The sequence below is a fragment of the Lysinibacillus sp. BNK-21 genome, from assembly GCF_048684915.1.
Classification (GTDB): domain Bacteria; phylum Bacillota; class Bacilli; order Bacillales_A; family Planococcaceae; genus Lysinibacillus; species Lysinibacillus capsici.
The window spans coordinates 2,713,561-2,736,628 of the sequence record NZ_JBLQTS010000001.1 but is presented as its reverse complement, the minus strand read 5'-3'; the positions used below and the strand labels follow the sequence as shown (position 1 = coordinate 2,736,628).

Genomic DNA, 23,068 nt, shown 5'->3' with positions numbered 1-23,068 from the left:
TATGCAGGGAAAAGTAAGACAATTGGGCATTGAAATTGGTGTGTTACCAGTTGGTCAGAAAAACTGCATCACCGATGTAGAAGGAGTTCAAGTGGGGCATGTGACATTGGATGAGCCATTAGATCAGAATGGGGCCTATGCGTGTACAGGCGTTACAGCTATTTTACCGCATGGAGGCAATGTATTTCAGCAAAAGGTAACAGCGGCAAGCTATGTACTAAATGGCTTTGGGAAAACAACGGGACTTGTGCAAGTGAATGAACTAGGTGTACTGGAATCGCCCATTATGTTAACCAATACTTTTGGCGTACCCGCTGTGACACAAGGTACATTAAGCTATATGCTTGATAGGAATGAAGACATTGGACTGACAACAGGAACCATTAATCTCGTTGTGGGCGAGTGTAATGATAGTTATCTTAATTCGATTAGAGCTTGTTCAGTGACACCTGCGCATGCCATAGAAGCCATTCGCCAAGCCTCTACAAAGACGGCACAGGAAGGCGCTGTTGGTGCAGGAAAAGGGATGATGTGTTTCGGCTACAAAGGAGGAATTGGTTCTTCCTCTCGCATCGTCAAAGTAGAATCAAATGAAGTGAACTATACAGTAGGCTGCCTAGTTCTTAGTAACTTTGGACAAGACAGGGAGTTTTTAGCCGAGCATTACAAAGTCTCAACTATGCAAAACCAATCTACTCTATCACCAACAGATGGCTCCATTATCATTGTCCTTGCGACAGATGCCCCGCTAAGTAGTCGACAATTAACACGTGTCATTAAACGCTGTGGTATCGGTTTAGGACGGACAGGCAGTCATTTTTCACATGGTAGTGGCGATATTGTGATTGGCTTCACGACGGCACATTGTATTCCTCATACCGCTGATCAGCTTATTGAGACTAGAACTCAGCTTCGTGAGGATCATCCCATCATGAATCAACTGTTTACAGCCGCAGCGGAAGCGACAGAGGAAGCGATACTAAATTCATTATCCCAGGCACAGACAACAACTGGCCGCAATGGACATACAGTGCAAGCTTATTCCTTTCAACAGGCATAAAAGAAAAGGCTATTGAAACAGCAATTGTGTTTCAATGTCTTTTTTTAGGCCACCAAACAGGTTTCGTTAATTTTTTAGCATGAGCGAGCTATAAGATGAATAAAATTCTTAATTAGAGGATATAAGTGGTTTTTCGACCCGTCAATTGCTGGAATATGTATCATTGTAAGAATATATCCATTATTTTGTAATTATTCTTTTTTTATCTAGTCAATGGTAGAGAGATATGATAACATTCAACTTAAAAAACTGAATTATCTAACTATTTAAAGGAGGGTTCTGTTATTATGAACCTTTTTCAACCGATAGCACCCTCTCTAAATGGAAGCCCCTCGCCATCACCAGTTGTCTGTGAAAACAATGAGCCGCTTATCCAGCTTACAGGTGCTCATCCTAGGATATTTATGGAACCCATCTACTATCAGCAACAGATTTCTAATAGTTTACGAGTTATTCATGTAAGAGAAGGAGTCTATGAGCGTTTGCAACAGGTGTTAACATTATTACCTCAAGAGTATTGCTTATTACTTTATGATGGCTATCGTCCATTTCAAGTACAGCAGCATTTGTTTAGCCATTTTTCTCAGCAATTAGCAAAAAGGATGCCGCAGTTAACATCACAAGAGATTGTGCAGGCGACCAAAAAATATGTAGCATTTCCAAGTAAAGATGCAGCCCATTTAGCCCCCCATTTAACAGGGGGTGCCATCGATGTAACACTGGCTGATGTTCATGGTAAAGCCCTCGATCTTGGGACAGCGTTTGATGAAATGAATGAAAAATCCGCGACCCGTTATTTTGAACAACATACGCATGAAAATCCGCTTGCCTGTCAGTACCGACGTTTGCTGTATAACTGTATGACACTTGCTGGATTTACGAACTATGCGGAGGAATGGTGGCATTATGATTATGGCAATGTGGCATGGGCTAGACGTGTTCAAGCACAGGCAGCGCATTACGGAGCAGTACACGCAACAATTCAAAATCACCATGTAAAGGAGTTTCGATTTCTATGAAAGTTTATATTAGTGCAGATATTGAAGGGATTACAGGTACAACTTCGTGGAGTGAGACCGAGTTAAACGCACCTGATTATCAGTTTTTCCAAAGACAAATGACACGTGAAGTAGAAGCTGCCATTGAAGGAGCGATAGCGGGGGGCGCAACCGAAATTTTAGTAAAGGACGCACATGATTCAGCCCGCAATTTAGACATTTCCAATTTACCAATCAACTGTAAAGTTATCCGTGGCTGGACATACGACCCTATGTGTATGGTAGCGGGTCTCGATAAAAGCTTCGATCGTGCTATTTTTATCGGCTATCACAGCAAGGGTGGCAGTGAGCGTAACCCACTAGCCCATACACTTTGCACATACGCGGATGTCAAAATCAATGGCGAATATGCGAGTGAATTTCTGATCAATACCTATGCAGCAGCCTTACACGGTGTTCCTGTGTCCTTTGTGAGTGGGGATGTGGGGTTGACAGAAGAGATTCCAACCGTAAACGAACACATTGTCACATTTGCTACTAAGGAAGGAATCGGCAATGCGACGATTAGTGTCAGTCCACAACTAACTATCATGGAAACCAAGCGACTGGTAGAGTCTTCTATGAAGGTTCCTCGTACCGCATTACAGGTAACGTTGCCAGAACACTTTAGGGTAGAGCTTATTTATCGTGATCATACACGAGCCTATCGTAATTCATTTTATCCAAATGCCAAATTCAAACCGCATAATACCGTGGAGTTCATGACCCATGATTTTTATGAGGTGCTGCGTGTCCTGCAATTTTTAACATGATGGAAAGGTTTAGTGGGAGCTTTTACATCAAGTGAGGATTCTAATTCATGAAAGGTGAGAAGTGACCAAAAAAGTGGTGGACCCGCTCAAAAAGCAGTGGGACACGCTGTCTGAGTGGTTTGGTAGTTGATAGAACCGACAATTTAATCTCATAACTGTGACAATGAGTATGTACCGTTGTTCATTTCATCGATAGATGGTCAATTTAGACAGACCTAGCTTATGTTTGAATGATCCTATTGCAGATGCAATCCATCCTACCAATAGGATTTTCATTATAAAAAGATGACTAGGGGGATGCTTGTGAGAAAATATTGGTTGCTGTTCGTATGTCTGGTCGTATTATTTTGTGTAGCCTGTAATGACAAATCAGCGAGTGAAAAAGCATCGGAATATCGAGTGGTGTATTCAGGGGAAATTAAAACGTTAAATTATTTAAAGACGTCAGAAACAAATGAATTTGCGGTAGCTGCGAATATGGTGGATGGGCTCATTGAATATGACAACTATGGGGTGGTCCAGCCAGGATTAGCGAAAGAGTGGTCTGCGAATGAGGATGCTACGGTGTGGACATTCAAATTGCGTGATGACGCAAAATGGGTGACACATGAGGGCAAGGAATATGCAGATGTTGTGGCACAAGACTTTGTGGATGGCTTACACTATGTGCTTGATGCTAAAAATGAATCGTCGACAGCTTGGATTGCGACGGTGGTGAAAAATGGGGAAGCCTTCTATAATGGCGAGATGAACGATTTCAAGGAAGTAGGCATAAAGGCGCTAGATGAACATACAGTAGAATATACTTTAGAGGCGCCGACACCTTATTTTCTTTCTATGTTGAATTATGTTTGTTTCTTCCCTGTGAATGGCAAATTCATTGCGGAAAAGGGAGAGGATTTTGGCACAACACGTGAAAACTTCCTCTATAACGGTGCCTATATTTTAGATAAATTTGAGCCACAAAATGAACGCGTTCTTGTGAAAAATGAAACGTACTGGGATAAAGACAAGGTGCTGATTGACCGTATTCGCTATAAATACAATAAAGAGGCGGCAACTGTGGCGCCTGAGCTGTTTTTACGTGGCGAAATCGATTCGGCTAGTATCCCGACCTCCATCATTGATGAATGGTTTAAAGATGAAAAGAAAAAATCTCAGGTTCGTCAAACACAAAATAACTTCTATACCTACTTTTATGCACTCAACTTCAACCCACAATTTGACGCACAATACGAGCCTGATAACTGGAAAATCGCCGTCAATAATAAAGATTTCCGCAAATCCTTATTCCATGCGCTTGACCGTGTCTCCGCGATGCTAACGGTTGAGCCATATAATCCAGCAGATTTGCTGAGCAATACCATTACACCGAAAAACTTTGTTGATGTGGAAGGAGTGGATTATACACAACTAGCACCCCTTACATCCATTTCCAATGAGGATTCCTTCAATAAAGAGCTGGCCCTAGAGTATAAAGAAAAAGCAAAAACAGCGTTAGCAGGTAAGGCCACATTCCCTGTAAAGGTTTTAATGCCTTATAACGCTGGTATGCCAGATTGGGCTAATCGCTCTCAAGTAGTCGAGCAGCAAATGGAAAAACTACTAGGGACAGATTATGTCGACATTATTGTAGAGGCTGGTCCATCCACAGGCTTCTTATCAGAGGTACGTCGTCCAGGTAAATTTGCACTCTTAGAGGCGAACTGGGGTCCTGACTTTGCAGATCCATCTACGTATACAGATCCTTTCACAGTAGATGGAACTTACAATAAACCAGAATTAGCAGAAGGCTATAAAGAGGCGAATGGTAAAACAACATATCAAAATCTTGTAGATCAAGCGAAAGAAACAATTGACACAGCCAAACGCTATGAGCTATTTGCGAAGGCAGAAGCGTTTTTAATTGAGGAAGCCTTTGTTATTCCATATTCAGTTGGTGGTAGTGGCTATATGGCATCTAAATTAAATCCATTCGAGGCGCAATATTCGCCATTTGGTGTAACGGCAGAGAAATTTAAAGGCCAGCAAGTGCTAGAAAAGCCAATGAGTAATGAAGAATTTAAAAAAGCGCTTTCTGAGTGGGAGCAAGAACGTGCGGAAGCACTAGCCAATGCTGAAAAGTAGTAGAATTTCGTAGATGAAAAGGAGATACCGAAAAGAATAGTCGGCATCTCCTTTCGTCTTTTTGACAAAGGAGGATGGCGCGATATTGCAGTATATAGGAAAACGACTCTTACAATCCGTTTTAACCCTTTTTATTATCATCACCATTGTCTTTTCATTATTACGGCTAATGCCAGAGGAAGGCTATTTAGGAGCGGCTGCTGATAAAATGTCACCTGCTCAGCAGGAAATTTACTTAACAAATCTCGGCTTGCGAGACCCAATGCTTGTCCAACTGGGGAATTTTTACAAGAATTTACTGCATGGAGATTTGGGCAAATCAGTAACTTATCGTACCGATGTCTCAGTAGTGACGATTATTGCAGATAAAATCACGTATTCTCTGCTCTTTGGTTTAGGAGCCGTCGCTTTATCACTCCTGATTGGTGTACCGTTAGGAATAATGATGGCCTATCGTAAGGGACGTTGGCTGGATCGACTTGGGACAGGCTATATCGTATTTGTTGTTGCAGTCCCTGCAGCCGTTTATTACTTAGTTATTCAAATGTATATTACAGAACTCTTTCAATTACCGATGCTGTTTGATGAATACAGGCCGATTACTTGGATTCTTCCACTTACGTCAATGGCATTGGCTCCAACTGCCTCCTACGCGATGTGGATGCGACGCTATATGGTGGATGAACTGAACAAGGACTATATTAAGCTGGCTAGGGCAAAGGGCGTAAAGGAGCGGACACTGATGTTCAAACATGTATTACGTAATGCCTTTATTCCCATGGCACAATATTTACCTGCAACGATTCTGTTTACGATTACAGGCTCGATTTATATAGAGTCGTTGTATTCCATTCCAGGGATGGGGGGCTTACTTGTGGATGCTATTCAGCGACAGGATAATACGATTGTGCAAGGCCTAGTGTTAGTGTTCTCTTCCCTTGGTATTATTGGCCTTATTTTAGGGGATATTGCCATGGCACTTGTCGACCCTCGTATTAAATTAGGCAAGGGAGGGGGTGTACGTTAATGGGGATGTATACAGATGAAATCAATAATATTTCAAATAAATCACGTGAAACCTTATTTGAATTTGCCGAAGTGGACGCAAAACAGGCGGAGGAAACGGGCTATTCAAATTATTCTTATTGGCGGTCTACATGGCAATCCTTTTTGAAAAATCGACTGGCCGTTTTTTTATTAGTTGGGGTGATCATCATTGTTGGCTTTACGATTTTACAGCCCTATTTACCCGCGCAAAAATCACCAACTGAAATTTACTTGGATGAACAAACCGGGATGCAGGCACGTAATATTGCACCTAGTGCAGAATTTTGGTTTGGCACGAATTCAATCGGTCAGGATTTATGGTCTCGTATTTGGGCGGGGACGAGAACCTCACTCTTTATTGGCTGTGTTGTCGCCTTAGTGGAGGCAGTGGTGGGCATTACAATTGGCACGCTATGGGGCTTTTCACGGAAATTAGAAGCGCCTATAACACAGCTTTATAATGTTGTCGATAATATCCCCACAACCATTGTGCTCATTTTAATGTCCTATATCTTACGGCCAAGTATTTCAACAATTATTATTGCCATGTGTATTACGGGATGGGTGGAAATGGCGAGGTTTATCCGCAATCAAATTGTTATTTTGCGTGACCGCGAATACAATCTAGCCTCGAAGTGCTTAGGCACACCTGATTATCGTATTATCCTAAAAAATCTATTACCTTATTTAATTTCTGTCATTATGCTACGCATGAGCTTAGCGATACCCTTTGCAATTGGGGCCGAAGTCTTTTTGACGTATATTGGCTTAGGGCTTCCGATCAGTGAGCCATCCTTAGGAAATTTAATTAATGAAGGACGTGTCCTTATGATGTCACCAGATCTACGGTATCAGCTTATTTTCCCGAGTATTGTGCTAAGCGTTATTACGATCGCATTTTATATTATTGGTAATTCCTTTGCAGATGCAGCAGATCCGAAAAACCATGTATAAGGAGAGGAAGCGGGTGACATTGAAAAAATCAAGCATATTAGGCATCCAAAATTTAGTGATTCAGTTTACGCTACGTGGTCGAATTTTAACAGCGATTCGCGGTATTTCACTCGACCTTTACAAGGGAGAGAGCTTAGCCATTGTGGGTGAATCAGGTTCGGGTAAATCCGTGCTGATGAAATCCATTATGGGCTTGCTCGATAAAAATGGTCGTATTAAGCAGGGACAAATTATTTACAATGCACAGGATTTAGGCAAATTCACAACAGAGCAAGAATGGCTAGGGATTCGTGGTAAGGAAATAGCGATGGTGACACAGGATCCGATGACATCGTTAAACCCGCTCAAAACCATTGGAAAGCAAATTGAAGAATGTGTGGTTATGCATCAAGGCTTAAGAGGTAAGGAAGCCTATGCAGAAACATTAAAACTGTTAACAGATGTCGGCATTACCGATGTGCAAAAGCGCTATAAGCAATACCCCCATGAATTTTCAGGAGGGATGCGCCAACGTATCGTTATTGCGATTGCCATTGCGTGTAAGCCGAATATTTTAATATGTGATGAGCCCACGACAGCTTTGGATGTAACCATTCAGGCACAAATTTTACAGCTCTTAAAAAGTCTTCAGCAAAAATACGGCTTAACAATCGTCTATATTACGCACGATTTAGGCGTAGTCGCAAAAGTGGCTGACCGTATTGCCGTGATGTACGCGGGCGATGTCATCGAAGTTGGGGAAACACATGAAATTTTCTTTCATAGTAAGCATCCTTATACGTGGGCGCTTATTTCCTCTTTACCACAGCTTGGCTCAAAAGGGGAACAATTGTATTCCATCAAGGGCACACCTCCGAATCTTTTTCAGGAAATAAAGGGAGATGCCTTTGCCCCACGCAATCCATATGCATTGAAAATCGACTTTATCGAGCGGCCACCTTTTTTTCAGGTCAGTGATACCCACTATGCTCGTACATGGTTATTAGACCCACTTGCACCAAAGGTAGAGCCTCCAGCAGCCTTACAAGCATTTTTTGCAGAGGGGAGGCAGTATGCGAATGACTGATAAAGAGGTGCTTGTAGAAGTAAAAAATTTATCTGTTGTTTTTGGCAAAGGAAAAAATAAGTTTACAGCCATTGATGATGTCAGCTTTCAAATTTTTAAAGGCGAAACATTTGGCATTGTAGGTGAGTCAGGGTCAGGGAAGACAACGATTGGTCGAGCGATTATGCGCATCAATGAGGTCACAGAGGGACAAATTTTGTACCATGGTAAAAGTATTCAGGGGAAAATCCCTAAAGATTGGGATAGAGAAATTACGCAAAAAATCCAAATGATATTCCAGGACCCTATGGCATCTCTGAATGAACGAGCAAAAGTAGATTATATTGTCTCAGAGGGCTTATACCCTTCGAAAAAATATAAAGATGAGGCAGATCGACAACAAAAGGTGTGCGATGCGTTATTGGACGTTGGGCTACTTCCAGAGTTCTCAAGCCGCTTTCCGCATGAGTTTTCAGGAGGTCAACGCCAACGTATTGGCATTGCTCGTGCGTTAGTGATGGAGCCAGAGTTTATCATTGCAGATGAGCCAATATCCGCCTTAGACGTATCCATTCGAGCGCAAGTATTAAATTTATTAGCAAGCCTTCAACAGCGAAATCATTTAACGTATTTATTTATTGCCCATGATTTATCGATTGTCCGTTTTATTACGGATCGTACGGCGGTCATTTATAAGGGGAAGATTGTGGAGCTAGCGGAAACAGAAAAGCTTTTTGCTCATCCGCTGCATCCATATACAAGGGCTTTGTTATCAGCAGTACCAGAGCCGAATCCCTATAAAGAGCGGGAGAAAGTTGTAGAAGTGTATGATCCGTCACAGCATCGCTATGAGGAAAATCCCCCCTCATTTGTTGAAATAGAGGAAGGTCATTTTATTTTAGCCAATGAAGAGGAACTGGCCCATTATCGTACTTCACTGAAAAGGGAGGAAAAGATATGATTTGTCCAAAGGCATTGAAAAAGGGTGACACAATTGGTCTTATTAGTGCTTCTGGAGCAACGCCACCCGAAAAGCTGCAACCTGCTATTGCTAGTATCGAAAAGCTAGGGCTCAATGTGGTCGTTGGGGAGACCTGTCACGCAAGACATGGCTATTTAGCAGGCACAGATGATTTACGGGTAGCAGATGTTCATCGTATGTTTGGTGATCCGATGATTGATGGTGTTTTTTGTATACGTGGGGGCTATGGTGCGACGAAAATTTTAGCTCAATTAGACTTTGACTTGATAAGTGCCAATCCAAAAGTATTTGCTGGCTATAGTGATGTGACCGCTCTACATATAGCTTTTAATCAGCTATGTGGCTTTGTAACCTATCATACGCCGATGCCATCCACAGAATTTATTAGACAGGAGATGGATGACTATACTTGGCAGTCGTTCATTCAGCTGATTATGGAGAATGAAAGAAAGGCGTATTACTTAAAAAATCCCTCTCACCAGCCCATGTCCACACTGGTTCCTGGGAGCGCTTCAGGTCAACTTATCGGTGGCAATTTAACATTAGTGACAGCTTCACTTGGCACACCCTATGAAATTGATACACGAGGTAAAATTCTGTTTTTAGAAGATATCGATGAAACGGAGCAACGGGTGGATCGTATGCTGACACAATTAAAACTGGCAGGAAAGCTAGATGACGTGGCAGGCATTTTATTGGGCGCTTGGACAAATTGCGAACCTGAAAATCCCGAAAAGCCAGCTCATAGCTTATCATTACAAACTATTTTTCAAGAAATTCTAGTGCCTTTAGGGAAGCCTATGATTGCAGATTTGGCATGTGGTCATTGTTTACCAACGATGTCGCTTCCTTTAGGAAGAAGCGTCAAGATGGATGCGGACAATCAGCGTATCCATGTAGTTGGGTAGGTGGTCTATGGAGCAGAGTATTACTACACTTATTCAAGAATCGCCCTACAACGTACATTTGTTTATTAAAAATTTAACAACGAATCAGTTGCTCATCAGTCATCAGCTAGAGACTTCATTTTCAAGTGCAAGTTTAATCAAAGTGCCGATTCTGTTAGCCTTGCTCTCATATATAGAGAAAAACAAATTATCACTTAATTCTACGCTTACGATTTCACCAACTGATTGGGTGGATTTTAGTGTGATTAGTGAACAAAGACTTACACAAAGCACTTTCTATGATCTGCTATTGTGGATGATTATTACTAGCGATAATACAGCTACGAACGTCTTAATCGATGTAGTTGGCATGGAATATTTGAATGACTATTTTCAGCATATCGGTTTACAGGACACACTGCTACAGCGAAAAATGATGGATGTGGAGCGGCTAGCAAAGGGCATAGATAATCGCACATCAGCAAGGGATATGGCGCATCTTTATACGCGTATCTATCAGCAAGAGCTTTTAACGCCTACCTACAATAAACTAGTCATTAATATTTTAAGCCGTCAGCGTGTACATGACTCCCTAAAGCGCTATCTAGTAGAGGATGTGAGGCTGGCACATAAAACAGGCGGACTGGATACAGTCGATCATGATGTGGGGATATTTTACACGAATGCAGTCGATTATAGTATGGGTGTTTTTATAACAAATGTAACGGACAATGATCAGGCGCGCCAACTCATTGGTCGTCTATCAAAAGTTGTCTATGACCAGCTGGTGAAGCGGAAGGGGGAGAAGGATGAAGGCTATCGTTACAGCCATGATTGCTAGCTTGCATGCCATGCCAGATAAAGCTTCTGAATTAGTCGATGAAGTGCTTTATGGGATGACCGTAGAGATCATCAGGGATGTCAATGAAGATTGGGTTTCTATTCAAACGGCCTATCGTTATGAGGGTTATTGTCAGAAGGCAGACTTACTGCAAGAGGAAGCACTAGCATCTACATGGCAACAAGATGCACAGTATGTAGTGTGTCAAAGCTTTGCAGATGTTTTGCAGCAGCCACGTATTCAAAGTACAAAGCTGCTAACGCTTGTAAGAGGCTCTTCCATTCGTGTTATGTCAGACGAAGCAGTACCTGAAGAATGGTCAGCTGTACAGCTAGTGTCAGGACAAATAGGGTATGTTCGAACAAAATGGCTACAACCAAAAATAACAGCACATTCATTATCGGAGCAGCAGTTCCGAGAAAATGTAGTGGACACAGCGCTCAGCTATTTAACGGCCCCTTATCGCTGGGGTGGCAAATCGCCACTAGGTATTGATTGCTCTGGTTTATGTTCAATGGCTTATATGTTAAACGGTGTCTATATTTATCGTGATGCCCGAATAGTAGAGGGCTTCCCTATCGTTAACATAGAGCAAGCCCGAATGCAGAAGGGTGATTTAATCTATTTTCCAGGTCATATTGCTCTATACATGGGTGATGATTTGTATGTCCATTCATCGTTAGGTGGTAATGAAGTAACGATTAATAGTCTAGATGCCAAACATCCCCTCTATCGACAGGATTTAGCCACGACCATACTAGCAGTAGGTACTTTATATAACTCACAGAAGACTAGTTAAGCTTTTTTAAAGGTCAGTCCCATCTTGAGGATGATAAACGTACTGAGATGGATCAGTGCTAACACGATAAACTGCCAGAGCCCAATTAAAAATGTACTCATGCATAAATCAAACACTGCTTCACCTGGGGGCATATCTGGATAGGGCTCTAGTTGCCCATAATGCCACACAAAATAACAGGCGATAGAGGTGCCTTGTCCCACATAGACAAAGGTCCAATGGATAGACGCTGCTACTCTTTGCCGACTACAACATAGTAAGAGGTTCGATAAAATAATAACAGCAGGGAAAATAATAAGATAAAAGGAACCCTCTGCTATTTTTGTTGTGAAATATAGGTTGTAGCTAAGCTGAATCAATGGCAATAGCATAAGGTTAACGGCGAGAAGACTGAGCAATTGTGTACGCTTCACTGTGTTCCTATCCTTTCCGTATTTTTACACTAAGACGTTTAGACAAACGAATTAGTTTCATGAGAAAAAACGTCCATACTCCTTGATGAGTCATGGACGTTCTATGTTAATAATGATAAATATTAAGTTGCTGGCCTGCTTCAAGACGTTCTGTTCGAAGCTGATTCCACTGCTTAAGTGATGTCACCTTCACATTATAGGCTTCGGCAATCTTCATAAGTGAATCTCCATCAGCCACCGTGATGGTTTTCTTATCTTTTACAGGGCTATCATATTGCTGAAGGTCATATTTTGCGATCAATGTATTTAATTTTTCATTGTAAGCCGAATCAGTTGCATAGGAGCCTGTTAAAAACTTCGTCGCATCTGTATAGGTAGTTGTGTTGCTTTTGAAAACGCCTGCGTAAAAATCTTTATTCCATGACACGCCATTACGCATTAATTTTACATAATCCTGCATGGATGCTTCATAGGAAGGGTATTTGCGGAAGTCAGCCATGATGGTAGAAAGGTTGCCTGACCCATCATCCTCTGTGGTTTCGAGTGTGACGGAATTATTTTGGTAGCTGCCTTTCATTCCAAAAAGATTATAATTAGGGGCAGAGCCAAGTCCACTTTGCCCATGCTCACTTTCTAGAATCGCCTGAGCAATCATCACGGATGCATATAAGTCATTGTCAGCACCAAGATCTCGTGCGGTCTCTGCAATCTCACCGATAAACTCTTCCACACTTGGACGATCATCAATAACCACAGACTCTTCTCTTTCAGTCGTATTAAATAACTGTGTCACCATATAAAACGAAATACAAATAACAACAACGGCAATCATAAGTCCTTTAAAAAAGTTTAGCACGTATTTCATTGTAGCTGGATGTTGGTCGTGACCACATCTCCCTCCCTTCTATTAAAAGTTTAGCTATCTCTCATTATTACAGAGAGTGAAAGAGATGTATAGTTGAATAGACTTCATCATTAATAGAACGTTTCTTGCCTTAATTAGTTCCTAAATCTATCTTAAAATTCTGAGACATAAATTGTTTGAATCTCTCAAAATATCGCTCGGACGCTTCCCATTGAATCGTGTTTAAATAAGATAGCTCTTGTCGACCAAAAACGTTAGGAGGCTGATAGTGGCGAGCAACATAGGATTGATTTTCGAGCGTATAAAAATAATACGCTTCATCAGGCGTCATAATTTCAATGCGAGCATGTATCCTATCGCCTTCATCATCCAAATAGGTTTGACGGAAGCTATAGCATTTGGAACCATCCCACAATCCATCATGTTCATCGTCTAAATCCAGAATCGTAGGATGCTGGAGAATTTGTTGTACATCTCGCACCTCGATACTATGCAAGTAAAGTTCTGCTACATTGATGCAGGTTAACAACATCAGCCAGTGCTGTTGTAAATCCACTAAATCCTCCTGGGGGGATGCTGTAATATCCCACCATTCAGCTTCTTCATCTAGTGTTTTTGTCAAGAGAGAGACGGATTGATCCTCATTAAGCCAAATAAAATAATGACACTGCGAGGTCAATATATAAATACTATCATTGCGTACATCTCCATCAGCATTGGTATGTGCGCGTTGGATCATAAAATAAACATCCTGTTCCGTCAAATCGAAAGAAGGTTTGTCAGGTGTCATCAGAATACATGAAGTCAGTTTCAGTATGTTTTCCGCATTGATCGAATGGTGCGTGAAATAAATAGGAGCTGCTATTGTCCTTTGAGGAACGCTTGTAAATTGAGTGAGTGCAGAACGCCCTTGTTTTAGAATTTCCACGAGTGAAGTGAAGGAAAAGCCGATGTCATCCTCATCCTCAGGTAAAAATATCTCGTCTACTAATACATCTTCAATACGGATAGGGAGCTCCTGAAAAACGCCATCTCCGTGCCATATATTTACGATACAAGGAATCGACTTCTGACCCTTTACGTTGATGCGATACTCATCATCTTGAACCAAAATTGTTGCCTGAAGATTGCCATTAACGATCGTTTCGCCATGATTGTAGGAGCCACATAATATATTCTCGACTGTCAGATGCCCGTGCACATAGATTTCCTGACCACCTACAGCTATATTTTTAGAAAGTACATTGCCCATCACTATCAGCCCAATTGCCCCATCTGTCTCTAAATTATAGAGGGTGTCTACAGTTAGATGACCATTGATGAAAATGAGAATGGTCTTGTCCTGTTGTGGGAATGGCATATCCCAGTCCAAATCAAGAGAGGGAAGTGTTATATCCCCCTCATAGTACGCTACTAGATCATCCTCACTAAAATCCTTGTAAAACTTTGCCCACCAAGAGTCTGCTGGAAACCTTTTTGCTAGTTGTGAAATCGCCAAAAACTGAAAGCCATTATGCATAGGTCACGACCTCTCTACTACAATTTTTATTATTTTCTCACAGCTAGTAATTGGCAGTCAATTTCATAGAATGGTAGAGACAAGATTAATTTCATAGAAAATGGTATTATTAACCTTTAAAACAATGAGTTGAAAGGGCGTTTTGATTGAATACGATTTTTAATGTGACACAAAAACAACTATATGATTTTCTGCTGAATGTAGCGACAATAAGACCAGTTTTTATTTGGGGAGCACCTGGCATTGGGAAATCAGCGATTGTTGAAAACTTTGCTAGTGAATTAGGGCTACATTGTGTATCGTTATTGGGCAGTCAGCTAGCACCTGAGGATATTATTGGTGTTCCGCAGATTAAGGATGGCTACAGTGTTTTTTGTCCACCCAAAATGATTGCACGCGATGAACCTTATTGCCTTTTTTTAGATGAATTAAATGCTTGCTCACAGGAAGTACAAAAAGCGTTTTATAGTCTTATTCATGAACGCAGAATTGGAGAGTTTACATTGCCAGAGGGTACGATTGTTATTGGTGCAGGCAATCGGGCTCAGGATAACGCGATTGTGAAGCCGATGTCCTCCGCATTAATCAATCGGATGGTTCATGTTCAGCTGAGGGCATCGCATAAAGATTGGCTTGAATGGGCCTATGCACATGAAATACATCCATATGTGATTGAGTATATTCAAATGCGTCCCGATCATTTATGGAACGAACCACCGAAAACAGAAGAACCCTTCTCCACGCCTCGTTCATGGCATATGTTAAGTGATTGTTTGTATGCATATGGCAATAGCTTACAAGAACAAACAATTGATCTATTAGCAAGTAGCTGCCTGTCCGCGCATACTGCCAGTCAATTTAAAGCCTTTATCAAGCAAGTGCAAAGTAAATATGATCTCGCTAAAATTATTCAAGGAGAATTACGTTGGCCCGATCAACCTGATGAAAGAGATTTGCTTTATTTCATGGCACAATCCTTCCGGGCTCAGTTACTGAAGGAGCTTCCGAACGAGCATACCACATTGAAGGGCAATCAACGGCAATTAGCCTTTCGTGCCAAAGACTTGATCAAGGACCTATCATCCATCAGCTTAGAAATTGCACAGATGGTTGTGTCAGAGCAAAAGGGTGAAGCCTTACCTGCCTGGTTTATGCTGGAGGTTATTCGAGATTTACCGCGTTTAGTAGCCAAAAAGGAAGGGTAGCGTATGGCCAAAAAGAAGAAAGCATCACAGCAGGAGCATAAAAATGAGAAAGCCATTGCACGTGGGCATGACATTGTCTGTACACATCCCCTGTTCGAGGCGTTGTGTCATGCTGTTTACATGCAATACGAAAGTATGCCCCAAAAGGATTGGGCTTACATTACAAGCGCAGGTGTTATTTATGTGAATCAGGATAAAAAAGGTCAGCCAAATGAATGGGCTTATGTGATAGCGCATTGCTTGCTACACCTAGGCTTACATCATCATCAACCAAAAGAGCAGCAGGAGCTGTGGAATATTGCCTGTGACTGCTATATAACAAAATTTTTAGCAGAGCTAAAATTTGGTCAAGCACCAAAGGAAATGAGTAATCCTCTTTTTGAGGCCATTAGCTCTGAGGAAAAATTATATGAAAGATTTTTACGCGAAGGTGTGCCAGATGATTTGAAAGGCTATAGTACAATGCCAGGTCAAGGGGACTTTGTTATATCACAAAATCAAACAGGCTATTTTTATCGAGGGAATAGTAATTTCGCTGCACTATTTGCACAAGGTTTATCGAAAGCCGTACAAAGTGCCATACGAGTAGCGGGAGGGGTAGAAAATACATTGGGAGGCACAACGAGGGTAACACAAGCACAGCGCGCAAAGGCTTGGTTTATGAGCTCCTATCCCTTATTTGGTGCTTTGGCAGCAGATTTTACGATCATTGAAGACCCACTTATTTGCACAAGAATGGATATTTCGGTCGCAGCCATTGCAGTCGAAACAAAGGAGATTTATTTGAATACGGCGGTGGGAATGACCGATGAGGAAATGCGGTTTCTCATGGCACACGAATTGCTTCATGCAGGTTTAAGCCATGCGAACCGCAGACAAGGACGTGATCCTTACTTATGGAATGTTGCTTGTGATTATGTTATCAATGGCTGGCTCATCGATATGCAAATCGGCGAGATGCCAGCATTTGGCGGGCTATATGATCCAGCATTAAAGGGACTTTCAGCCGAATCTATTTATGATCGTATAGTTACAGATATTAGGATGTATCGCAAATTAAGAACCTTTCGAGGGCAGGGCATAGGAGATATGATCGAAACGAATCCACCAGATTTTTGGGAAGGCAAGGTTGGCGTGGATTTAGATGCTTTTTATAGAAGGGCATTGAGTCAAGGGTTAAGCTATCATATAACCCAAGAGAGAGGATATTTGCCACAAGGGCTCATTGAGGAAATTCGTAGCCTAGCACAGCCTCCTATTGCCTGGGATGTGGCATTAGCCAAATGGTTTGATCGGATGTTTCAACCGATAGAGAAAGTTAGAACGTATACCCGCCCCAGTAGAAGGCAAGCATCGACACCTGATATAGCTAGACCAAGATGGATTCATCAAAGCGGTGAGGAAGATGGACGTACTTTCGCAGTCCTTATTGATACATCAGGCTCCATGGACCGTCTCTTACTAGGAAAAGCACTCGGCACAATAGCGAGCTATAGCATCGCTAGAGATGTCCCCTTTGTTCGCGTTATATTTTGTGATGCTGTTGCCTATGACGCGGGCTATCTAGCCCCTGAAGAACTATTAACGAAAGTGAAGGTAAGAGGTAGAGGAGGCACAGTGTTACAGCCTGGTATACAGCTACTTGAAGCAGCACAGGATTTTCCAAAGGATGGTCCTATTCTGATTATTACAGATGGACAATGTGATCGTTTAGCCATTAAAAGACAGCATGCCTTCGTACTACCACAGGGGGCCAAGCTACCGTTTGTGCCCAAAGGCGAGGTATTTAGAATGAAATAGTTGCAGCTATCTACAAATGTTTGAAATGATTTTTGTTGGTGAAATATAAAAAGTGAACGCATTTCATGAGCACAATTTAAAGGAGATGACAGATGATTACATTTGACAATGTCTCAAAACAATATGATAACAACCAAATAGCTGTCAAAGCGCTAAATGTAGAAATTAAAAAGGGTGAATTCTTTGTTATTATTGGCCCTAGTGGATGCGGCAAAACTACTTTGTTGAAGATGATTAATCGATTAATACCCTTAACAGCAGGCACCATCTGGATCAATGATAAAAGAATTAGCGATTATAATATCCATGAGCTGCGTTGGAGTATTGGCTATGTACTACAGCAAATCGCCCTATTTCCGCATATGACAATAGAGGAAAATATTGCGGTTGTACCAGAACTGAAGAAATGGAGTAAAACGAAAATCCATCAGCGTGTAGACGAACTATTAGCGTTGGTGGGTCTGGAGCCAGCGAAATATCGTCAGCGTAAGCCAAAGGAGCTGTCAGGAGGCGAACAGCAAAGGGTTGGCGTTGTTCGTGCCTTGGCAGCTGACCCAGAAATTATTTTAATGGATGAGCCCTTTAGTGCGCTAGACCCTATTAGTCGCACCAAACTACAGGATGATCTACTAGAGATGCAGCGTACCATCCAGAAAACCATTGTATTTGTATCACATGATATGCAGGAAGCACTGAAATTAGGAGATCGTCTCTGTATTATGAAAGATGGCGAAATTGTTCAGATAGGCACTCCACAGCAATTGCTACAAAATCCTGTAAATGATTTTGTCCAACAGTTTATTGGAGGTAAGCAGTCGGATCAATTGTTTACGATCCACGATGTGTTACAGCCAATCACTGTGACAAACAACTTTGGGCATACCATTCCTGTTGATGCCCCATTTCCGACGATTCTTGAAAAATTAGCCGAGCATGACGTGTTAGGTGTCGAAGAGAATGGCAAGCTCATTGGCATGGTGACAAGAGCTTCCACGCTTCGTTATTTAGCAGCGGATTCTAAGAAAAGAGGGCATGTGCATGGTGGCTAATGTGGTAGATGTATTTCAGGAACGGAAGGCACAGCTGTTGGCTGCATTACTAGAGCATATCCAAATCTCTTTTATTGCGCTATTTTTTGCTGTCCTCATCGCTATTCCCCTAGGTATCTATTTAACCAATAAAAAGAAAATAGCCGAGAGTATTATTGGAATCAGTGCTGTGCTGCAAACGATTCCTTCCTTAGCGTTGCTCGGCTTATTAATCCCTTTATTCGGTATTGGGAAAGTTCCCGCAATTATTGCGTTAGTCGTCTATGCGCTGTTGCCTATTCTACGAAACACCTACACGGGCATCAATGAGGTTGACCCATCACTGAAAGAAGCGGCATTAGCTATGGGAATGAATCGATCAAAGCGTTTAGTAAAGGTTGAGCTACCACTTGCTATGCCTGTTATGATGGCTGGTATTCGGACAGCAATGGTGCTGATTGTGGGGACAGCAACATTAGCCGCTTTAATTGGTGCAGGAGGCTTAGGAGATATTATATTACTTGGGATTGACCGAAATAACACGGCACTCATTCTTATAGGAGCCATTCCCGCTGCTATTTTAGCCCTGATTTTTGATGTGGCGCTTAAAAAATTAGAATCTCTGTCCTTTAAAAAAACAATAACGACGTTGAGTCTCATTAGTTTAGCGGCACTGGTAATGATTTTCTTCCCGCTCCTAAGCAGTAAACAGCAAGATGAAATTGTCATTGCAGGAAAGCTTGGTGCGGAGCCTGAGATTCTCATCAATATGTATAAATTATTAATTGAGCAGGAGACCGATTTAACGGTGACATTAAAGCCAGGGCTTGGTAAAACTTCATTTGTATTTAATGCATTGAAATCGGGCAGCATTGATATTTATCCTGAATTTACAGGCACCGCTATTTCGGAATTTTTAAAGGAAGAAGCCATTAATAATAACCAAGAGGACGTCTATCTTCAGGCAAAAGAGGGGTTGCAGGAGCAATTCGATATGGTCATGCTAAGCCCCATGAACTATAACAATACGTATGCACTCGCTGTATCAGAGGAGCTGGCTGAGAGCTATCAACTGCAAAAAATCTCTGATCTTAAACCGATAGAGCAGAAGGTGAAAGCAGGCTTTACATTAGAATTTAATGACCGTGAGGATGGCTATGTTGGCATACAAAAACGGTATGGGATAGCCTTTACGACACTTGCAACGATGGAGCCAAAGCTTCGCTATCAGGCAATACAATCAGGTGATATTAATTTGCTAGATGCTTATTCAACGGATAGTGAAATTCGTCAATACAAGCTACGTGTATTGGAGGACGATCAAGCATTATTCCCACCATACCAGGGAGCGCCTTTACTAAGGAAAGAAACGCTGATTGACTATCCAGAGATTGGAGAAGCGTTAAATCAACTAGCTGATCACATTACAGATGATGAAATGCGAGAAATGAATTATCAGGTGAATGTAGAAGGAAAGCTTGCAGCAGAAGTAGCAAAAGAATATTTAGTAAAGATAGGATTATTAAAATAAACCCTCTACCTTTAGAGGGTTTATTTTTATCAATAATTTATTAATGATAAACATTAAAAAATTATTGATAGAGATAAAAGGGGATGTATAATAGAGAGAAAGGAGGGAGAGGTTGATAATGGGGCAAACAATTCAAAGTAAAGAATTTCGATGGATGACAAAGGGGCTTCGTACCGCTTTTACCATCATCATGGTGATGATGATTTTTGTCTTGACGATGCTCGCGATTTTTATGGTGGGAGCAATGGTGGTATCAGAGCAACAAGTGAATCATTTATTAGCAAAGGGCAGTGTGACCGCTGCCGTTCAGTTAGAAGGATTGGAAATGAAGCTGGCAGACCATGTGACAAGGGACATTCACTATTCAAAAAAAGATGTCATGACCTTTCTATTTACTGCTACAATATACATAGCTATTTTATTAATGATTATTGTACAAGTGAGGAATATATTAAGTAATTTATCAAAAGGTATTGTATTTTCACTCGCAAATAGTAAAAAAATGGAGAGAATTGCCTACTGTGTGATTGTACTGAGCTTGACAGTAAATGTATTTCGTACATATACCGTCTATCTGATTATGCAACAATTCCAATTGGAGTCCCGATTTGTAGAGACGGGTTTGATCAAGGGGATTAGCTATCATTTTACAGGCATTCACTGGACTCTTTTACTATGTGGTGTGGTGATTTGGACCTTTGCACGTATTTTCCGATACGGTGCATTCCTTCAGGATGAATATGATGCAACAGCTTAGGAAGTGAAAACATGACCATAATTATTCGATTAGATCGTATGCTAGCGGATCGTAAAATGCAGCTGAGTGAACTTGCAGAGAGGGTAGATGTTTCGATTGTCAATCTCTCTAATTTAAAAACAGGCAAAGTAAGGGCCGTACGTTTTTCTACATTAAATGCCATTTGTAAAGCTTTGGGCTGCCAGCCAGGAGATATATTGGAGTATGTAGAGGAAGAAGATGACATCTAGAAGCAAAGCAGAAAGGATTTTTTGAATGACGGCTTTTAGTTTTTTAATGCTCGCTATTATAGCAGAGGTTTTTGCCAGTTCCTTGCTCAAGCGTACGGAGGGCTTCACACGAATTGGGCCATCAATTGGCGTAGTAGTAGGCTATGGAACGGCATTTTATTGTTTAGCCTTAACATTAAAAGTGATTCCTATTGGCACAGCCTATGCAATTTGGGCAGGTTTAGGGACAGCGTTAACCGCTATTGTGGGAGTTGTCCTCTATAAGGAACGATTTAATCGCAAGAAGGTATTAGGGATTTTATGCATTATCTTGGGTGTTGTGGTACTCAATCTTGCTGGTGGTCATTAGGAGGCTGAACAGGATGAAAGGCTATTTATTTTTAACACTATCGATTATAAGCGAGGTCTTTGCAACAACCATGCTGAAGTTCTCAGACGGCTTTACTGTCCTCGTTCCATCCTTGGCGGTAGCAATTGGCTATGGTATTTCGTTTTATAGCCTATCCCTCTGCTTAAAAACCATGCCATTAAGCTTGGCCTACGCTATCTGGTCAGGTGTCGGCACAGCTTTAACCGTTCTGGTAGGCATTGTCATTTGGCACGATATTTTTACTGTTTATTCTGCGATCGGTATTGTCCTCATTATAGGAGGCGTTATCTTGTTGAATCAGGGGGATAAAGGTGAAGAAGTGGTGGAAAAGGGTCAGATCTGTGAGGATAGGCGGATAGAGATACGAAAGTAGTGGATAGCGGGTCTAAATTGATGGATAGGATTAGCAAATTGATGGATAGGATTAGGAAATCGACGGATAGCCCTGCCAAAACCTAGGCTTGATTCAGCGCAAACCAATAGAATGGGGGAAATTGATGATAAAAGCTCTAATTTTTGATTTTGACGGTACAATCATTGATACGGAAACAGCATGGTATAACGTTTTTAAAGATGCCTATGCACAATATGGTGTTGAATTATCGTTAGCAACCTATGCTAAGTGCCTTGGGACCAATCTTCAAACCTTTAATCCCTATACATATCTTGTTACACATCATCACATACAACTGGATGTGGAGGCTTTTCAAACATCCATTCAGCAACGCCATGCACAATGGATGGAAACGGAAACGCTAAGACCTGGTATTTTAACATTGCTACAGCAGGCAAAGGAAGCGGGTTTGAAGATTGGACTTGCTAGTAGCTCCAGTCGTCAATGGATTGATGTGTATATGGATCGGCTGGGTATCCGACATTACTTTGATTGCTTTTGTAGCGCTGACACGGTGACAAATGTTAAGCCTGATCCAGAGCTGTACTTGCAGGCGCTTGAACAATTAGGAGTAGAGGCTGATGAGGCCATGGCAATTGAGGATTCACCGAATGGCGCACAAGCCGCTGTAGCAGCGGGACTTTATACAGTGGTCATTCCGAACGAGATTACCAAGCAATTACCATTCAATACAAAACACCATACCGTTTCTGCATTAGAACAATATACAATCCATGATCTCCTCGCAACATAAGCTTTTGGAAAAACCTCCCCCTCATAGGTGGAGGTTTTTTTAGTTTCTTTAGGAAGAAGTCGCCATATTTTTTGTCGCAACATATGATAACGAGAGGGCAACTTACACGGATCAAATCGTATAGTCAAACTAAGAGAGGGGGCTACGAATTGAATAGTGATAAGAAAAGAAATCACTTTTTATGTGAAGCTTTAAGTGATTTAAAGGATCTTCAGGATATTATGATGAATTTTCATTCTAAATATTTTGGTCAGCTACTTATTAAAATTGTCGGGAGTGATACGATTCCATTTTTTTTAATTACACATAGTGGTGCTCATTTAAGCTTATTGGATACAGTGAAACAGTTTGAGACAGAGTTTTTCCGCATTGAGGATGTTGATAGAGAGCGTTGCCGTGGCACAGTATCATTGTTGCGTGCTTTTGATTATGAAGGAAACGATACAAATTCGATTGCAGATGTGGTGAGGTTAGAAAAAACAAGTACAAAGAAATCTATTGAACTCAGTGGTATATCGGCCATTCAGCTCTTAAAGCCAGACATGTTGAAGGGGAAATTTATCATAGAGCCGAAATGGTAGTACCATATTAAACTACTAAAGCTAGAGCATCTGTCTATATGCAAGGGATACAAAGTGAATGTAATAGAG

General features: G+C 41.4%; 24 protein-coding genes. 21 read left to right on the top strand and 3 right to left on the bottom strand.

Annotated features, from left to right (window positions below; all coding sequences use genetic code 11):
• Position 1 precedes the first annotated feature (1 nt).
• The 11 genes from ACMGGO_RS14140 (at position 2) to ACMGGO_RS14090 (ending at position 11,552) form a co-directional block, all read left to right on the top strand.
• A complete protein-coding gene (locus ACMGGO_RS14140) occupies positions 2 to 1,060 on the top strand; it encodes a P1 family peptidase (protein WP_420281971.1) in 1,059 nt (352 codons plus the stop codon).
• 287 nt (positions 1,061 to 1,347) lie between these two features.
• Complete coding sequence (locus tag ACMGGO_RS14135; RefSeq protein WP_048390226.1) at positions 1,348 to 2,079, top strand: M15 family metallopeptidase; 732 nt, start codon at positions 1,348 to 1,350, stop codon at positions 2,077 to 2,079.
• A complete protein-coding gene (locus ACMGGO_RS14130; RefSeq protein ID WP_066037404.1) occupies positions 2,076 to 2,870 on the top strand; it encodes a M55 family metallopeptidase in 795 nt (264 codons plus the stop codon). The genes ACMGGO_RS14135 and ACMGGO_RS14130 overlap by 4 nt, the downstream gene beginning before the upstream one ends.
• A 303-nt stretch (positions 2,871 to 3,173) precedes the next feature.
• On the top strand, positions 3,174 to 4,997 hold the full coding sequence (locus ACMGGO_RS14125) for a peptide ABC transporter substrate-binding protein (protein ID WP_420281970.1): 1,824 nt from the start codon (positions 3,174 to 3,176) through the stop codon (positions 4,995 to 4,997).
• Between the two features lie 85 nt (positions 4,998 to 5,082).
• Positions 5,083 to 6,024 carry an ABC transporter permease gene (locus tag ACMGGO_RS14120; protein WP_420281969.1) on the top strand — a complete coding sequence of 314 codons (942 nt, stop codon included), beginning with the start codon at positions 5,083 to 5,085 and terminating at the stop codon, positions 6,022 to 6,024.
• Positions 6,024 to 6,998 carry an ABC transporter permease gene (locus tag ACMGGO_RS14115; protein ID WP_066037407.1) on the top strand — a complete coding sequence of 325 codons (975 nt, stop codon included), beginning with the start codon at positions 6,024 to 6,026 and terminating at the stop codon, positions 6,996 to 6,998. Before ACMGGO_RS14120 ends, ACMGGO_RS14115 begins: the two co-directional genes overlap by 1 nt.
• Complete coding sequence (locus ACMGGO_RS14110) at positions 6,991 to 8,064, top strand: ABC transporter ATP-binding protein (protein WP_131519822.1); 1,074 nt, start codon at positions 6,991 to 6,993, stop codon at positions 8,062 to 8,064. The genes ACMGGO_RS14115 and ACMGGO_RS14110 overlap by 8 nt, the downstream gene beginning before the upstream one ends.
• Positions 8,057 to 9,004 (top strand): ATP-binding cassette domain-containing protein, encoded by a 948-nt coding sequence (locus ACMGGO_RS14105; protein WP_420281968.1) that lies wholly within the window; start codon positions 8,057 to 8,059, stop codon positions 9,002 to 9,004. Before ACMGGO_RS14110 ends, ACMGGO_RS14105 begins: the two co-directional genes overlap by 8 nt.
• Positions 9,001 to 9,933, top strand: a complete 933-nt coding sequence (locus ACMGGO_RS14100; RefSeq protein WP_312125936.1) for a S66 peptidase family protein — start codon at positions 9,001 to 9,003, stop codon at positions 9,931 to 9,933. Before ACMGGO_RS14105 ends, ACMGGO_RS14100 begins: the two co-directional genes overlap by 4 nt.
• A gap of 7 nt (positions 9,934 to 9,940) precedes the next feature.
• Positions 9,941 to 10,753: a serine hydrolase gene (locus tag ACMGGO_RS14095; RefSeq protein ID WP_374806010.1), complete on the top strand. Its 813-nt coding sequence runs from the start codon at positions 9,941 to 9,943 to the stop codon at positions 10,751 to 10,753.
• Positions 10,722 to 11,552: a C40 family peptidase gene (locus ACMGGO_RS14090; protein WP_066037412.1), complete on the top strand. Its 831-nt coding sequence runs from the start codon at positions 10,722 to 10,724 to the stop codon at positions 11,550 to 11,552. The genes ACMGGO_RS14095 and ACMGGO_RS14090 overlap by 32 nt, the downstream gene beginning before the upstream one ends.
• Here the strand turns inward: ACMGGO_RS14090 and ACMGGO_RS14085 are convergent.
• From ACMGGO_RS14085 to ACMGGO_RS14075, 3 genes are all read right to left on the bottom strand, one after another.
• Entirely contained in the window at positions 11,549 to 11,965 is a 417-nt protein-coding gene (locus tag ACMGGO_RS14085) for a hypothetical protein (protein WP_066037413.1), read from the bottom strand. The two genes, ACMGGO_RS14090 and ACMGGO_RS14085, sit on opposite strands and share 4 nt — an antisense overlap.
• Positions 11,966 to 12,071: 106 nt before the next feature.
• The gene (locus ACMGGO_RS14080) at positions 12,072 to 12,830 is read right to left on the bottom strand and encodes a glucosaminidase domain-containing protein (RefSeq protein WP_048390248.1); all 759 of its coding nucleotides are present in this window, start codon (positions 12,828 to 12,830) and stop codon (positions 12,072 to 12,074) included.
• A 130-nt stretch (positions 12,831 to 12,960) separates the two neighbouring features.
• Complete coding sequence (locus ACMGGO_RS14075) at positions 12,961 to 14,349, bottom strand: hypothetical protein (RefSeq protein WP_066037414.1); 1,389 nt, start codon at positions 14,347 to 14,349, stop codon at positions 12,961 to 12,963.
• Positions 14,350 to 14,495: 146 nt separating this feature from the next.
• Between ACMGGO_RS14075 and ACMGGO_RS14070 the strand changes: the two genes are divergently transcribed.
• The 10 genes from ACMGGO_RS14070 (at position 14,496) to ACMGGO_RS14025 (ending at position 22,999) form a co-directional block, all read left to right on the top strand.
• Positions 14,496 to 15,554, top strand: coding sequence for an AAA family ATPase (locus tag ACMGGO_RS14070; protein WP_048390252.1), 1,059 nt, complete (start codon positions 14,496 to 14,498; stop codon positions 15,552 to 15,554).
• 3 nt (positions 15,555 to 15,557) lie between these two features.
• Entirely contained in the window at positions 15,558 to 17,354 is a 1,797-nt protein-coding gene (locus ACMGGO_RS14065; RefSeq protein ID WP_066037415.1) for a DUF2201 family putative metallopeptidase, read from the top strand.
• Between the two features lie 92 nt (positions 17,355 to 17,446).
• A complete protein-coding gene (locus ACMGGO_RS14060; protein WP_374806008.1) occupies positions 17,447 to 18,403 on the top strand; it encodes an ABC transporter ATP-binding protein in 957 nt (318 codons plus the stop codon).
• Positions 18,393 to 19,913 carry an osmoprotectant update ABC transporter permease/substrate-binding subunit OpuFB gene (opuFB, locus tag ACMGGO_RS14055; protein ID WP_066037417.1) on the top strand — a complete coding sequence of 507 codons (1,521 nt, stop codon included), beginning with the start codon at positions 18,393 to 18,395 and terminating at the stop codon, positions 19,911 to 19,913. Before ACMGGO_RS14060 ends, opuFB begins: the two co-directional genes overlap by 11 nt.
• A gap of 118 nt (positions 19,914 to 20,031) precedes the next feature.
• Positions 20,032 to 20,670, top strand: coding sequence for a DUF2975 domain-containing protein (locus ACMGGO_RS14050; RefSeq protein ID WP_066037418.1), 639 nt, complete (start codon positions 20,032 to 20,034; stop codon positions 20,668 to 20,670).
• Positions 20,671 to 20,681: 11 nt separating this feature from the next.
• Positions 20,682 to 20,900 (top strand): helix-turn-helix domain-containing protein, encoded by a 219-nt coding sequence (locus ACMGGO_RS14045; RefSeq protein ID WP_004229412.1) that lies wholly within the window; start codon positions 20,682 to 20,684, stop codon positions 20,898 to 20,900.
• A gap of 25 nt (positions 20,901 to 20,925) precedes the next feature.
• Positions 20,926 to 21,249: a DMT family transporter gene (locus ACMGGO_RS14040; RefSeq protein ID WP_048390263.1), complete on the top strand. Its 324-nt coding sequence runs from the start codon at positions 20,926 to 20,928 to the stop codon at positions 21,247 to 21,249.
• A 13-nt stretch (positions 21,250 to 21,262) separates the two neighbouring features.
• Positions 21,263 to 21,643 carry a DMT family transporter gene (locus ACMGGO_RS14035; protein WP_305193306.1) on the top strand — a complete coding sequence of 127 codons (381 nt, stop codon included), beginning with the start codon at positions 21,263 to 21,265 and terminating at the stop codon, positions 21,641 to 21,643.
• A 124-nt stretch (positions 21,644 to 21,767) separates the two neighbouring features.
• Positions 21,768 to 22,418 (top strand): HAD family hydrolase, encoded by a 651-nt coding sequence (locus ACMGGO_RS14030; protein WP_259948761.1) that lies wholly within the window; start codon positions 21,768 to 21,770, stop codon positions 22,416 to 22,418.
• Positions 22,419 to 22,567: 149 nt separating this feature from the next.
• Complete coding sequence (locus ACMGGO_RS14025) at positions 22,568 to 22,999, top strand: hypothetical protein (protein ID WP_066037421.1); 432 nt, start codon at positions 22,568 to 22,570, stop codon at positions 22,997 to 22,999.
• Positions 23,000 to 23,068: the final 69 nt, after the last annotated feature.

Excerpts from the sequence above, each read along its gene's own strand:
- ACMGGO_RS14140 (WP_420281971.1), top strand. The coding sequence starts at position 2 with ATGCAGGGAAAAGTAAGACAATTGGGCATTGAAATTGGTGTGTTACCA.
- ACMGGO_RS14135 (WP_048390226.1), top strand. The coding sequence starts at position 1,348 with ATGAACCTTTTTCAACCGATAGCACCCTCTCTAAATGGAAGCCCCTCG.
- ACMGGO_RS14130 (WP_066037404.1), top strand. The coding sequence starts at position 2,076 with ATGAAAGTTTATATTAGTGCAGATATTGAAGGGATTACAGGTACAACT.
- ACMGGO_RS14115 (WP_066037407.1), top strand. The coding sequence starts at position 6,024 with ATGGGGATGTATACAGATGAAATCAATAATATTTCAAATAAATCACGT.
- ACMGGO_RS14110 (WP_131519822.1), top strand. The coding sequence starts at position 6,991 with ATGTATAAGGAGAGGAAGCGGGTGACATTGAAAAAATCAAGCATATTA.
- ACMGGO_RS14105 (WP_420281968.1), top strand. The coding sequence starts at position 8,057 with ATGACTGATAAAGAGGTGCTTGTAGAAGTAAAAAATTTATCTGTTGTT.
- ACMGGO_RS14100 (WP_312125936.1), top strand. The coding sequence starts at position 9,001 with ATGATTTGTCCAAAGGCATTGAAAAAGGGTGACACAATTGGTCTTATT.
- ACMGGO_RS14095 (WP_374806010.1), top strand. The coding sequence starts at position 9,941 with ATGGAGCAGAGTATTACTACACTTATTCAAGAATCGCCCTACAACGTA.
- ACMGGO_RS14090 (WP_066037412.1), top strand. The coding sequence starts at position 10,722 with ATGAAGGCTATCGTTACAGCCATGATTGCTAGCTTGCATGCCATGCCA.
- ACMGGO_RS14080 (WP_048390248.1), bottom strand. The coding sequence starts at position 12,830 with ATGAAATACGTGCTAAACTTTTTTAAAGGACTTATGATTGCCGTTGTT.
- ACMGGO_RS14075 (WP_066037414.1), bottom strand. The coding sequence starts at position 14,349 with ATGCATAATGGCTTTCAGTTTTTGGCGATTTCACAACTAGCAAAAAGG.
- ACMGGO_RS14065 (WP_066037415.1), top strand. The coding sequence starts at position 15,558 with ATGGCCAAAAAGAAGAAAGCATCACAGCAGGAGCATAAAAATGAGAAA.
- ACMGGO_RS14060 (WP_374806008.1), top strand. The coding sequence starts at position 17,447 with ATGATTACATTTGACAATGTCTCAAAACAATATGATAACAACCAAATA.
- opuFB (WP_066037417.1), top strand. The coding sequence starts at position 18,393 with ATGGTGGCTAATGTGGTAGATGTATTTCAGGAACGGAAGGCACAGCTG.
- ACMGGO_RS14050 (WP_066037418.1), top strand. The coding sequence starts at position 20,032 with ATGGGGCAAACAATTCAAAGTAAAGAATTTCGATGGATGACAAAGGGG.
- ACMGGO_RS14045 (WP_004229412.1), top strand. The coding sequence starts at position 20,682 with ATGACCATAATTATTCGATTAGATCGTATGCTAGCGGATCGTAAAATG.
- ACMGGO_RS14040 (WP_048390263.1), top strand. The coding sequence starts at position 20,926 with ATGACGGCTTTTAGTTTTTTAATGCTCGCTATTATAGCAGAGGTTTTT.
- ACMGGO_RS14035 (WP_305193306.1), top strand. The coding sequence starts at position 21,263 with ATGAAAGGCTATTTATTTTTAACACTATCGATTATAAGCGAGGTCTTT.
- ACMGGO_RS14030 (WP_259948761.1), top strand. The coding sequence starts at position 21,768 with ATGATAAAAGCTCTAATTTTTGATTTTGACGGTACAATCATTGATACG.